Raw genomic sequence first — 12,013 nt, 5'->3', positions numbered from 1 at the left:
TCCTGGTCAGCTCCGGACGACGTCCAGCAGGCCCGCCGCGCGCAGCCCTGCGCGCACCGCTGCCGCGTCCTCGTCGGAGGCAGCCACGTTGGGCAGCCGCATGTGTCGGTTCGGGGTGAGGCCCAGCGCCTCGACTGCCGCCTTCGCGGCGGCGGCCTGGAATCCGGCGCCGTTCAGCGCGTCGATGGCCGGGGCGATCGACCGGAAGACCCGCAGGGCGCGCGCCATGTCCCCCGCGTCGAAGGCCTCGGTGACCTCCGCGAGCTGATGGCCCGCGACGTGCCCGACCACGGAGACGGTGCCGGCGGCCCCGTGGGCGAGCATCGCCAGGTACACCGCGTCGTCGCCGCAGTACCAGGCCAGGCCGGTGCGCTCGCTCGCCGTGGCGGCGGCATACAGGTCGCCGGTGGCGTCCTTGATCGCGACGACGCGCTCATGCGCGGCCAGCCGGTCCAGCGTCGGCTGCGCGAACCGCACACCGGTGCGGCCGGGCACGTCGTAGAGCATCACGGGGAGCTCGGTGGAGTCCGCGATCATGCGGACGTGCTGGTAGACGCCCTCCTGGGAGGGACGGGAGTAGTACGGGGCCACGACGAGCAGTCCATGCGCCCCGGCCTCCGCCGCCTGCTCGGCCATCCGCACGGCGTGCAGGGTGTCGTTGGACCCGGCGCCGGCGACGACCACGGCGCGGTCGCCCACGGCCTCGACCACCGCGGCGATGAGGTCGGCCTTCTCGGGGGCGTGCGTGGCGGGGGCCTCGCCGGTGGTGCCGTTGAGCACCAGGCCGTCATGGCCGCCCTCGTCGACCAGCGCGGTGGCCAGTCGGGCCGCGGCGTCGAGGTCCAGGGCGCCGTCGGCCGTCATCGGCGTGACCATCGCGGTGAGCACCGCGCCGAAGGGGCGCGCGGGTGTCCTGAGGTGAGGCATGTGCCCAAAGTACCGCCCCTCGCCCACGCGGCGCGCACGCGCCCGCCAGGGGTGAGACGGCGGGTGGGACGTCGTCCGCGGGGCTACGGGGTGGCGCGCTCGTAGGTGACGAAGCGGTACCGCACGCCCTCGACGCTCGACGTGTGCCAGCCCTCGGGCGGGTCGCTGGCCCGCACGGACCACACCGCGGAATCGATCAGCGGGGCGAACGCGTCCCCCTCGACGTCCACGTCCACCTCGGTGACCTCGAGCCGGTCCGCGTGCTCGATCGCGGCCGAGTACACCGTCCCGCCGCCGATCACCCACGCGTCGCGCCAAGCCAGCCGGTCCAGGGCGGACGCGAGGGAGGCCACCACCGTGGCGCCCTCGGCCTCGTACCCGGGGCTGCGGGTCAGCACCAGGTTCTCGCGGCCCGGCAGCGGCCGGAACCGTGCGGGTAGCGACTCCCAGGTGGCGCGCCCCATGAGCACCGGGCTGCCCGAGGTGAGGGCCCGGAACCGGGCCATGTCCTCCGGCACCCGCCACGGCAGGGCGCCGTCACGGCCGATGACGCGCGTGGGCGACTGGGCCCAGACCAGTGCGAGGCTCATCGGCTCAGACCGCGATCGGGGCCTTGATGGTGGGGTGGTGCTGGTAGCCCACCACCTCGATGTCCTCATACGTGTACTCGAGGATCGACGGCGCCTTGCGCAGTCGCAGCGTCGGGTAGGGGTACGGCTCGCGGGTGAGCTGCTCGCGCACCTGCTCCACGTGATTGTCGTAGATGTGACAGTCGCCACCGGTCCAGATGAAGTCCCCGACCTCCAGGCCCGCCTGCTGCGCGACCATGTGCGTGAGCAGCGCGTAGGACGCGATGTTGAACGGCACGCCCAGGAACAGGTCCGCGCTGCGCTGGTAGAGCTGGCACGACAGCCGCCCGTCGGCGACGTAGAACTGGAAGAACGCGTGGCACGGGGCGAGGGCCATCGACGGGATCTCCGCGACGTTCCACGCCGAGACGATGTGCCGGCGCGAGTCCGGGTCGCGGCGCAGGTCCTCGACCACGCGCGTGATCTGGTCGATGTGGCCGCCATCGGGCGTCGGCCATGAGCGCCACTGGACGCCGTACACCGGGCCGAGCTCGCCGTCCTCGTCAGCCCACTCGTCCCAGATGCGCACGCCGTTCTCCTGCAGCCAGCCCACGTTCGAGTCGCCGCGCAGGAACCACAGCAGCTCATACGCGATCGACTTCAGGTGGACGCGCTTGGTCGTGACCAGCGGGAAGCCCTGGGACAGGTCGAAGCGCATCTGGTGGCCGAAGACGCTGCGGGTGCCGGTGCCGGTGCGGTCCGACTTGGGGGTCCCGGTCTCGAGCACCAGGCGCAGCAGGTCTTCGAACGGGGTGGGCACAGGTGAGGCGACCGCTGACGTCATGGCGTCATGCTAGGCGTCGATGCCGTGAGCCTGGGCCCAGTTCTCCCCGCGGGCCCCGGATGCGGTCCGGCTGCCGCGCACCCTGTGCACGTCGGGGACCAGCGCGCCACACTGGGCGCATGTCCACGCCTCACCTGCCGCCCACGGTCGCCGCCCACGTGCCGACCGGACTGCTCATCGGTGGCGCGTGGCGCCGCTCGTCCTCGACGGGCCGCACATTCGCCGTCGAGGACCCCGCCACCGCCGAGGTTCTCTTCGACGTCGCCGACGGCAGTCCCGCCGACGGGCTGGAGGCGCTCGGCGCCGCGGCCGACTCCGCCGCGGAATGGGCCGAGACCGCGCCGCGCGCCCGCGCCGAGCTGCTGCGCGCCGTGTTCGAGACGGTCGTGGCGCGCACCGAGGACATCGCGGCCCTGATCACCGCCGAGGGCGGCAAGCCCCTGGCCGAGTCGCGCGCCGAGGTCGCCTACGCCGCGGATTACGTCCGCTGGTACTCCGAGCAGGCAGTGCGCCTCGATGGCCTGGCCCGCCGGGCGCCCGCGGGCACCCACCACCAATTGGTCCTGAGCCGGCCGGTCGGCCCGGCGCTGCTCATCACCCCGTGGAACTTCCCGCTCGCGATGATCACCCGCAAGATCGCCCCTGCCCTGGCCGCCGGCTGCCCCGTGGTGGTCAAGCCCGCGCAGCTCACGCCGCTGACGACGTCCTACTTCGCCGAGATCGTGCGCGCCGAGCTCGAGGCCCGCGACCTGCCGACGGGTGTGATCAACGTCGTGCCCACCTCGTCGTCGAGCGAGCTGACAGCGCCCGTGATCGCCGACCCGCGGCTGCGCAAGCTCTCCTTCACCGGCTCGACCGAGGTGGGACGGGTGCTGCTGCGCGCCGCCGCGCAGAACGTGCTGCGGACGTCGATGGAGCTGGGCGGCAACGCGCCGTTCCTGGTCTTCGAGGACGCGGACATCCCCGCGGCCGTGGAGGGCGCCGTCGCGGCGAAGATGCGCAACGCGGGCCAGACGTGCGTCGCCGCGAACCGCTTCCTGGTGCACGAGTCAGTGGCCCAGGAGTTCGCCCGCGGGCTCGCCGCGGCGTTCCGCAAGCTCGTGGTCGGGCACGGGGCCGACGCCGCGACCACCGTCGGCCCGCTCATCGAGGCGGCGGCGGTCGACCACGTCGAGGACGTCGTGGCCGACGCCGTGGACGGCGGGGCGAAGGTCCTCGTCGGCGGCGAGCGCGCACAGCGCGCCGGGCACTTCTTCCACCCGACGGTGCTGACGGGCGTCTCGCGGGACGCCCGGGCCGTCCGTGAGGAGACGTTCGGCCCGGTCGCCCCCATCGTGACGTTCGGCGACGAGCGCGAGGCCCTCGAGCTCGCGAACAGCACCGAGTTCGGGCTGGTCGCTTACGCGTACACCCGGGATGTGGGCCGCGTGATGCGGCTCGCCGAGCGGGTGGAGGCCGGGATGCTCGGGGTGAACCGCGGGATGGTCTCCGACGCGAGCGCGCCGTTCGGCGGGGTCAAGAGCTCCGGGCTGGGGCGCGAGGGCGGCGAGGCCGGCATCGAGGAGTACCTCGAGCGCCGCTACGTCGCCCTCTGACCGCGTGGACCTGGCTCCCGGCGAGCAGGCGAGCGCGCGCCGCGCCGCGGTGCAGCAGTCGCTGTCCGTGGCCCTCGCGACGGGCCTGTACGCCGTCTCCTTCGGCGCGCTGTCCGTCGCCGCCGGCCTCGACCTGCCGCAGACCATGGCGCTCAGCCTCCTGATGTTCTCTGGCGGGTCCCAGTTCGCGTTCATCGGCGTGATCGGCGCCGGGGGCACCGCCGCGGCCGCCGTCGCCGCGGCGAGCCTGCTGGGCGCGCGCAACGGGCTCTACGGCCCGCTCGTCGCGCCGTTCACTGGCGCGCGCGGCTGGCGGCGGGCACTCGCCGCGCAGGTGACCATCGACGAGTCGACAGCCGTCTCGACGGCGCAGCCCACCCCGGAGGCGGCGCGCGCCGGGTTCTGGTGGACGGGCGTGGGCATCTTCGGGCTCTGGAACGTGTTCACCTTCGCCGGCGCCCTGCTCGGCGACGCGCTGGGCGACCCGCGGCGCTACGGCCTGGACGCGGCGGCGGCCGCGGCGTTCCTCGCACTGCTGTGGCCACGGCTCGCCGACCGCGCCGCACGCGTCGTGGCGGCGCTGGGGATGGGCGTCGCCCTGGCGTTCACCCCCCTGGTCCCCTCGGGCCTGCCCGTGCTGGCGGCCGCCCTCGTGGCTGTCGTCGTCGGATGGCGGAGGGGCCCACAGCAGCCCGACGCGCAGGAGGCGCCATGAGCGAGCACACGCTGACCTGGCTCGCGGTGCTGTCCGCCGGGGCCGTCTGCTTCGCGATCAAGCTCGTGGGCCACCTCGTCCCCGAGCACTGGCTCGCCGAGCCGCGGGTCGCGCGCGTCTCGTCGCTGGTCACCGTGGCGTTGCTCGCCGCCCTCGTCGGGGTGCAGGCCTTCGGCGCGGGCCCGGGGCTGACGGTGGACGCCCGCCTGCCCGCGCTCGCCGTCGCCGCACTCGCCCTGGCGCTGCGGGCGCCGTTCATCGTGGTCGTGGCCGCCGCCGCGCTCGTCGCCGCGGTGCTGCGGGCGCTCGGGATGCCATGACCCGTCACCCGGCCGCGTCGCTCGACGGGGGCCGGCGGGCCCGCTGTTGATACTCTCGGCGGGCCCTGTCGGCAGCACCCCACCCCCGGAGACACCGTTGGCCACGCGCACCCAGAAGTCCCTGACCGGCGACGACGCCCTCCTGGCCACGGCGCCCGAGGCGGAGGTGCTCTGATGGCGCTGTTCAGCGAGCAGGCGGACGTCTCGGTGCGCCCCGCAGTGCCCGGCGACGAGCTCGCGATCACCGACATCCAGCTCGCCGCGTGGCGGTCAGCGCACACCCCGGAGGTCGGCCACGAGGTGCTGGCGGGCCTCGACGGCAGCGCCATCGCCGAGCGCTGGGCCCAGGCGATCACCGCTCCCCCAGGCCCCGGATACCGGGTGCTCGTCGCCTGCGAGGGCCCCGACGTCGTCGGCTTCACCGCCGTCGCGCCGCTGCCCGCGCCCGAGGAGACGCCGCTCGCCGCGCCAGGCGGGGAGATCCTCTCGCTGGAGGTGGCGCCCGTCGCCCAGCGCTCAGGGCACGGCTCGCGCCTCCTCGCCGCCGCCGTGGACATGCTGCGGGAGGACGGCGCCGCCTACGCCCGCACCTGGGTGCTCGACGGCGACGCGGGCCGCGCGCAGTTCCTCTCCTCAGCGGGCTTCGGCCCCGAGGAGGCCGTGCGCGAGCTCGCCACCGGGATCGGACCCGACGGCGAGACCCGCACCGTCACCGAGCACCTGTGGGGCGCGACGATCTGACGCCGGGCTCAGGCCCGGTGCAGCCGGGCGGCGGTCCGCAGCGCCTCACGGGCCCGGCGCCGATCGCCCGCGGCGTCATAGGCGAACGCGAGCCGGTACCAGACAGCCCAGTCCCCCGGGGCGGCCTCAGCCTCAGCGCGCGCGGTCGCGAACGCCTCCGTGGCGGCGGCCCGGTCGATGCGCCCGCCGGGTGAGCGCGGCAGGTCGTCCACCGGCAACTGGTCGGCGGCGGCGAGCTCGTCGGCCATCCGCTGCACCGCGAAGGCCATGCGCCACTCGCGGCCGATCGCCCAGACCGCCAGGAGCGGCAGCACGAAGATCCCCACCCCGAGGCCGATGCCCACCGGGTCCCCGGTGCGGAGCAGCGCCACCGCGCGGGCCATCACCACCCACAGGTACAGCGCGAGCAGCGCGGTCAGCGCGACGGCCCCCGCGATCGCGGTGCGCTGTCGACGCCCCCCGGTGGTCGCCGGCGCAGTGCTCACCCCAGGTCCAGGAAGTGCTCGAGGCCCACGGTGAGGCCCGGACGGGCGCCGACCTCGCGGATGCCGAGCAGCACGCCGGGCATGAAGCTCACCCGGTCGAAGGAGTCATGCCGCAGGGTGAGCATCTCCCCCGGGTTGCCCAACAGGATCTCCTCATGCGCGACGAGACCGCGCAGCCGCACCGAGTGCACGCGCACGCCGTCCACGTCCGCGCCTCGCGCCCCGTCGAGGGCCGAGGTCGTCGCGTCGGGGCTGGGGCCGACGCCGGCGGCGGCCCGGGCGGCGGCGATCCCGGCGGCGGTGTGCCGCGCGGTGCCCGACGGCGCGTCCACCTTGTCGGGATGGTGGAGCTCGATGACCTCCACCGAGTCGAAGTACCGCGCGGCACGGGACGCGAAAGTCATCGCCAGCACGGCGCCGAGCGCGAAGTTGGGCGCGATGAGCACCCCTGCCCCGGGGCGCGCCTCGAGCCGGGAGCGGACCCGGCCGAGCGACTCGTCGGTCCAGCCCGTGGTCCCGACCACGGCGTGGATGCCCGCGTCCACCAGGGCCAGCACGTTCGCCTCCGTGGCCGACGGCACGGTGAAGTCGACAGCCACCTGCACGCCGCTGTCGGCCAGGGCGCCGACGTCGTCCCCCGCGTCGAGGGTCGCGACGAGCTCCAGGTCGGGAGCCTCCTGCACGGCCCGCACCACTGTCGATCCCATTCGTCCGGCGGCTCCGAGGACGGCCACCCTGATGCGCTCGCTCACGAGAGCCGAGCCTAGCCGCCCATCAGGTCACGGGCCGTCCGCGCTCGTGGGCGGGACGCAGCAGGGCGGTGATGCCGTGCACCGCGCGGCGGAGCTGGCCGGGGCTGAGCCCGGTGAACCGCTCGACCTCGCGGGGGACGGGCTCGGTGGCGAGGTAGGAGCGCATCGCGGCGAGCACCGTCTCGGCCGTCCACGGCGCGGGCCCGGCGAGCTCGGCCACGAACATCAGGAAGCGGGTGGCCTGGAGGAACGTCACCGGCTGCAGGCCCACCTCCTCGACGAAGCACTGGTGCAGCGCCGCGAGGGTCACGTTGGCCGCCTGCGCCAGGTCGATGGGCCGCACGAGGCCGCGCCTCTCCTCGATGACGCAGATGGCGGTCTGGAGCGTGTCGAGCCGGCCCGCGGGCGTGCGCCGGCGCACGCTGGCGGCCAGGTCCATGCCCAGGATCGTCGTCGCGTGGGCGTCGTCCGGGGCCGCGCGCACCCGGTCCGCCAAGGTCGCGGCCGCGGCGGGGGCCAGCACATGCGTCAACGGGGCCGACTCCCCCACGAGCAGCCGGCCGGGCCGCAGCGCCGCCAGCCCGTAGGGGGCGAGCTGGGCGCCCACGAACCAGGATCCGGGGCTGAGCCGGACGACGTGCGGGTCGACGGACAAGCCGATCACCCCGCTGTCGTCGGCAGCGCGCTCCCCGGTCACGGGGTCCACGCGCGTGCCCAGCGAGCCAAGCCGCACCAGCACCGAGGGCCGCCCGTTGGGCAGGAAGACCTCCAGCACGGGCGGCGCGTCGGCGTCGGTGCGGGCCACCCACAGGTGCTCGACGAACCAGGCGGCGTCCGCCGGGGGCGGGAACCGGTGGTAGTCGAGCACGGCAGGGCTCATACGCCCATCATCGCGCTCAGGACGCCCGCGCGGGGCGGGCGGCGAGCCTCAGGAGCGGAACGGGCCGATCCGCACCATCGAACGAGGCCGCGCGGCCAGCTCCGCGGCGAGCTCCTGCACGTCGGCGGCCGTCACCGCGCGGATGCGGTCGAGCGTCTCGTCGAGCGAGAGCAGCTCGCCGTGCACCAGCTCGGACTTGCCGAGCCGGCTCATCCGCGAGCCCGTGTCCTCCATGCCGAGCACGAGGCTGCCGGAGAGCTGCCCCACCGAGCGCGCCAGCTCGGCCTGGGTGATCCCGCTGTCGGCGAGGTGCTCCCACTCGGAGACCAGCAGCTCGACGACCTGGTCCACCTTCGCCGGGGCGCAGCCGGCGTACAACCCGAAGATCCCGGTGTCCGCGTGGCCCGAGGCGAAGGAGTACGTCGAGTAGGCCAGTCCGCGCTTCTCCCGGATCTCCTGGAAGAGCCGCGAGGACATGCCGCCGCCCAGCACCGCGTTCAGCACGGAGAGCGTGAAGCGGCGCGGGTCGGTGGCGGTCAGGCCAGTGCCGCCGATGATGACGTTGGCCTGCTCGGTGGCCCGGTGCACAGTCGTCTCAGCGCCGATGTCGGGCACGCCGTCCTGCGGCGCGTTGGCGTCGCGGCGACCCACGGGGCGCGGAGTCGTGAGGTCCCAGCCGCCGTCGGCCAGGGCCTTGGCGACCTGCGCGCACAGCGCGTCGTGGTCGACGCCCCCCGCGGCGGTCACCACGAGGGTGGAGGAGCGGTAGTGCTCCTGGTAGTGCTCCCAGACCGCGCTCCGCGGCACCGCGCGGATCGTGTCGGGCGTGCCGCCGATGGGGCGGCCGAGCGGGTGGGACCCGAGCACGGCAGTGGCGAACAACTCGTGCACCACGTCGCTCGGGTCGTCGTCGTTCATCGCGAGCTCTTCGAGGATGACCCCGCGCTCGGTCTCGAGCTCGCCCGTGTCCAGGCGGGCCGAGGTGACCATGTCCGCGATGACGTCGACCGCCATCGGCAGGTCGGAGTCGAGCACCCGCGCGTAGTAGCAGGTGTGCTCCTTGCCGGTGGCCGCGTTCGCCTCGCCGCCGACCTCGTCGAAGGCCTCGGCGATGTCCATCGCGGACCGCCGCGCCGTGCCCTTGAAGAGCAGGTGCTCGAGGAAGTGGGTCGAGCCGTGGTGGCCGTCGCGCTCATCGCGCGAGCCCACCCCGACCCAGGCGCCCACCGTCGCCGAGCGCAGGCCCGGCATGTGCTCGGTGAGCACGCGGACCCCGCCGGGCAGGACGGAACGACGCACGTGTGCGCCGCCGTCCTGCCCAGCGGTCAGCTCGCTGCCCGGCTCACCCGGGCCGACGAGCGGGAGGTCCAGAGGCACGTCAGGCGTCGGCTGCGCTGGAGTCGGCCGCGTCCTCGGAGCCCTCGGCGGGCTCGTCGATCACCGCGTGCAGCGACAGCTTGCCGCGCGGGTCGATCTCGCCGATCTCCACCTGGACCTTCTGGCCCACGCTGAGGACGTCCTCGACGTTCTCGACGCGCTTGCCGCCGACGAGCTTGCGGATCTGCGAGATGTGCAGCAGCCCGTCCTTGCCCGGCGAGAGCGAGATGAACGCGCCGAAGGTCGTGGTCTTGACCACGGTGCCCACGAAGCGCTCGCCGATCTCCGGCATGTGCGGGTTGGCGATCGCGTTGATCGCCGCCCGCGCGGCCTCCGCCGACGGACCGTCGGTGGCGCCGATGTAGACCGTGCCGTCGTCCTCGATGGAGATGTCGGCGCCGGTCTCAGCCTGGATCTGGTTGATCATCTTGCCCTTCGGCCCGATGACCTCGCCGATCTTGTCGACCGGGACCTGCACCGCGATGACGCGCGGGGCGAACGGCGACATCTCGTCGGGGACGTCGATCGCCTCGTTGAGGACGTCGAGGATGGCCAGGCGGGCCTCCTTCGCCTGCGTCAGCGCGTCGCCGAGCACCGAGGCGGGGATGCCGTCGAGCTTGGTGTCGAGCTGGATCGCGGTGACGAACTCGCGCGTGCCGGCGACCTTGAAGTCCATGTCGCCGAACGCGTCCTCGGCGCCGAGGATGTCGGTGAGCGCCGCGTAGCGGGTCTCACCGTCGACGGTGTCGGAGACGAGGCCCATCGCGATGCCCGCGACGGGCGCGCGCAGCGGCACGCCGGCGTTGAGCAGCGACAGCGTCGAGGCGCAGACCGAGCCCATGGACGTCGAGCCGTTCGAGCTCAGCGCCTCGGAGACCTGGCGGATCGCGTAGGGGAACTCCTCGCGGCTCGGCAGGACGGGCATGATCGCGCGCTCGGCGAGGGCGCCGTGGCCGATCTCGCGACGCTTCGGCGAGCCGACGCGGCCCGTCTCACCCGTCGAGTAGGGCGGGAAGTTGTAGTTGTGCATGTAGCGCTTGCGCGTCTCCGGGGAGAGCGTGTCGAGCTGCTGCTCCATGCGGAGCATGTTGAGCGTCGTGACGCCGAGGATCTGCGTCTCGCCGCGCTCGAAGATCGCCGAGCCGTGCACGCGGGGCAGCACCTCGACCTCGGCCGAGAGCGTGCGGATGTCGCGCAGGCCACGGCCGTCGATACGGAAGCCGTCGGTGAGGATGCGCTGGCGGATGAGCTTCTTGGTGATCGCGCGGATCGCCGCGGACAGCTCCTTCTCGCGGCCGGCGAACTCGCCCGCCAGGCGCTCGATGGAGTCGGCCTTGACCTGGTCGAGGCGCTCCTCGCGGTCCTGCTTGTCCGCGATGGTCAGCGCCTGGCCCAGCGGGGCCTCGGCGATCGCCGCGACGGCGTCGTAGGCGTCCGGGAGGTACTCGGGGAAGACGGGGAAGACCTGGGTCTCCTTGGCGGCCTTCGAGGCGAGCGCGAGCTGCGCCTCGACGAGCACCTTGATGAACGGCTTCGCGGACTCCAGGCCCGCGGCGACGACCTCTTCGGTCGGGGCGATGCCGCCCTCGTTCTTGATGATGTTCCAGGAGTTCTCGGGCGCCTCGGCCTCGATCATCGCGATCGCGACGTCGTCACCGACGACACGGCCCGCGACGACCATGTCGAACGTGGCGCGCGCGCGCTCGGAGTAGCGCGGGAACGCGACCCACTGGCCGTCGACGAGCGCGATGCGGACCGCGCCCACCGGGCCGGAGAACGGCAGGCCCGAGATCTGCGTCGACATCGAGGCCGCGTTGATCGCGAGCACGTCGTACGCGTCGTCCGGGTGGATCGACAGCACCGTCACGACGACCTGGACCTCGTTGCGCAGGCCCTTGACGAACAGGGGGCGCAGCGGGCGGTCGACCAGGCGGCACGCGAGGATCGCCTCGGTCGAGGGACGGCCCTCACGGCGGAAGAACGAGCCGGGGATCTTGCCGGCGGCGTACTGCCGCTCCTCGACGTCGATCGTCAGGGGGAAGAAGTCGAACTGCTCCTTCGGGTGCTTGCCGGCCGTCGTGGCCGACAGGAGCGTGGTCTCGCCGTCGAGGTATGCGACGGCCGCGCCGGCCGCCTGGCGCGCGATGCGGCCGGTCTCGAAGCGGATGGTGCGGGTGCCGAAGCGACCGTTGTCGATCACTGCCTCGGCGAACTGGATCTCGGGACCCTCCATGGGTGCCCTCCTTCTCTCGAACGAGCGCCTGCCGGGGCAACGGCGGTCTTCGATCGAGACGCCTGGAGGACTCCTCCGGACGCCACTACCGAGGACCGGACGAGCCGGGCGGCGCAGTGGGTGTCACGTGCTGCGCGTCGGGGCGCTACCGGCCCCGACGCGGGACCAGCCCGGACCCTCCTGGGTCCGGGCTGGTCATGAGCGTCAGCGGCGCAGGCCGAGCCGCTCGATCAGGCTGCGGTAGCGGTTGATGTCGACCTTCTGCAGGTACCCGAGGAGGCGACGACGCTGGCCGACCAGCAGCAGCAGGCCACGCCGGCTGTGGTGGTCGTGCTTGTGCTCCTTGAGGTGCTCGGTGAGGTCCTTGATGCGCTGCGTGAGCATCGCGATCTGGACCTCGGGGGAGCCGGTGTCACCCTCGTGGGTGGCGTACTCGGTCATGATGGACTGCTTGGTGGCACTGTCGAGGGGCACGGTTCTCCAGATGTACTCGTTGCGCGGTGCTCCGGGGCATGTCCACCCGGGCGCTCTCGTTCCGCGGCCGTTCTGACGGCCCTGCGATGTTACCAGGTGAG

Annotated in this window: 13 protein-coding genes; 4 read left to right on the top strand and 9 right to left on the bottom strand. The window is 73.6% G+C overall.

Annotated features, from left to right (window positions below; translation table 11 throughout):
• Positions 1 to 6: 6 nt before the first annotated feature.
• The 3 genes from dapA to QUV83_RS13420 all read right to left on the bottom strand — a co-directional run bounded on the left by dapA (position 7) and on the right by QUV83_RS13420 (position 2,340).
• On the bottom strand, positions 7 to 927 hold the full coding sequence (gene dapA / locus QUV83_RS13430; protein ID WP_289565198.1) for a 4-hydroxy-tetrahydrodipicolinate synthase: 921 nt from the start codon (positions 925 to 927) through the stop codon (positions 7 to 9).
• A gap of 83 nt (positions 928 to 1,010) precedes the next feature.
• The gene (locus QUV83_RS13425) at positions 1,011 to 1,517 is read right to left on the bottom strand and encodes a dihydrofolate reductase (RefSeq protein WP_289565197.1); all 507 of its coding nucleotides are present in this window, start codon (positions 1,515 to 1,517) and stop codon (positions 1,011 to 1,013) included.
• A 4-nt stretch (positions 1,518 to 1,521) separates the two neighbouring features.
• Positions 1,522 to 2,340, bottom strand: coding sequence for a thymidylate synthase (locus QUV83_RS13420; RefSeq protein ID WP_289565196.1), 819 nt, complete (start codon positions 2,338 to 2,340; stop codon positions 1,522 to 1,524).
• A gap of 119 nt (positions 2,341 to 2,459) precedes the next feature.
• Here QUV83_RS13420 and QUV83_RS13415 point away from each other — a divergent pair, with 119 nt between their 5' ends.
• From QUV83_RS13415 to QUV83_RS13400, 4 genes are all read left to right on the top strand, one after another.
• Positions 2,460 to 3,935, top strand: a complete 1,476-nt coding sequence (locus QUV83_RS13415; protein ID WP_289565195.1) for an NAD-dependent succinate-semialdehyde dehydrogenase — start codon at positions 2,460 to 2,462, stop codon at positions 3,933 to 3,935.
• 4 nt (positions 3,936 to 3,939) lie between these two features.
• Entirely contained in the window at positions 3,940 to 4,650 is a 711-nt protein-coding gene (locus QUV83_RS13410; protein WP_289565194.1) for an AzlC family ABC transporter permease, read from the top strand.
• The gene (locus QUV83_RS13405) at positions 4,647 to 4,970 is read left to right on the top strand and encodes an AzlD domain-containing protein (protein WP_289565193.1); all 324 of its coding nucleotides are present in this window, start codon (positions 4,647 to 4,649) and stop codon (positions 4,968 to 4,970) included. The genes QUV83_RS13410 and QUV83_RS13405 overlap by 4 nt, the downstream gene beginning before the upstream one ends.
• A 174-nt stretch (positions 4,971 to 5,144) precedes the next feature.
• Positions 5,145 to 5,711 carry a GNAT family N-acetyltransferase gene (locus QUV83_RS13400; RefSeq protein ID WP_289565192.1) on the top strand — a complete coding sequence of 189 codons (567 nt, stop codon included), beginning with the start codon at positions 5,145 to 5,147 and terminating at the stop codon, positions 5,709 to 5,711.
• Positions 5,712 to 5,719: 8 nt separating this feature from the next.
• Here the strand turns inward: QUV83_RS13400 and QUV83_RS13395 are convergent, their stop codons facing one another.
• The 6 genes from QUV83_RS13395 to rpsO form a co-directional block, all read right to left on the bottom strand.
• Positions 5,720 to 6,196, bottom strand: a complete 477-nt coding sequence (locus tag QUV83_RS13395) for a hypothetical protein (protein ID WP_289565191.1) — start codon at positions 6,194 to 6,196, stop codon at positions 5,720 to 5,722.
• A complete protein-coding gene (gene dapB / locus QUV83_RS13390) occupies positions 6,193 to 6,948 on the bottom strand; it encodes a 4-hydroxy-tetrahydrodipicolinate reductase (RefSeq protein WP_289565190.1) in 756 nt (251 codons plus the stop codon). Before dapB ends, QUV83_RS13395 begins: the two co-directional genes overlap by 4 nt.
• A 22-nt stretch (positions 6,949 to 6,970) precedes the next feature.
• On the bottom strand, positions 6,971 to 7,828 hold the full coding sequence (locus QUV83_RS13385; RefSeq protein ID WP_289565189.1) for a DUF6597 domain-containing transcriptional factor: 858 nt from the start codon (positions 7,826 to 7,828) through the stop codon (positions 6,971 to 6,973).
• A gap of 48 nt (positions 7,829 to 7,876) precedes the next feature.
• The gene (locus tag QUV83_RS13380; RefSeq protein WP_289565188.1) at positions 7,877 to 9,205 is read right to left on the bottom strand and encodes a M16 family metallopeptidase; all 1,329 of its coding nucleotides are present in this window, start codon (positions 9,203 to 9,205) and stop codon (positions 7,877 to 7,879) included.
• A gap of 1 nt (position 9,206) precedes the next feature.
• A complete protein-coding gene (locus QUV83_RS13375; RefSeq protein ID WP_289565187.1) occupies positions 9,207 to 11,438 on the bottom strand; it encodes a polyribonucleotide nucleotidyltransferase in 2,232 nt (743 codons plus the stop codon).
• Positions 11,439 to 11,642: 204 nt separating this feature from the next.
• Complete coding sequence (gene rpsO / locus QUV83_RS13370; protein WP_066582054.1) at positions 11,643 to 11,912, bottom strand: 30S ribosomal protein S15; 270 nt, start codon at positions 11,910 to 11,912, stop codon at positions 11,643 to 11,645.
• Between the last annotated feature and the right edge of the window lie 101 nt (positions 11,913 to 12,013).

The sequence above is a fragment of the Cellulomonas cellasea genome (genome assembly GCF_030372105.1).
Taxonomy (GTDB): domain Bacteria; phylum Actinomycetota; class Actinomycetes; order Actinomycetales; family Cellulomonadaceae; genus Cellulomonas_A; species Cellulomonas_A cellasea_A.
This window is presented reverse-complemented; position numbering and strand designations above follow the sequence as displayed.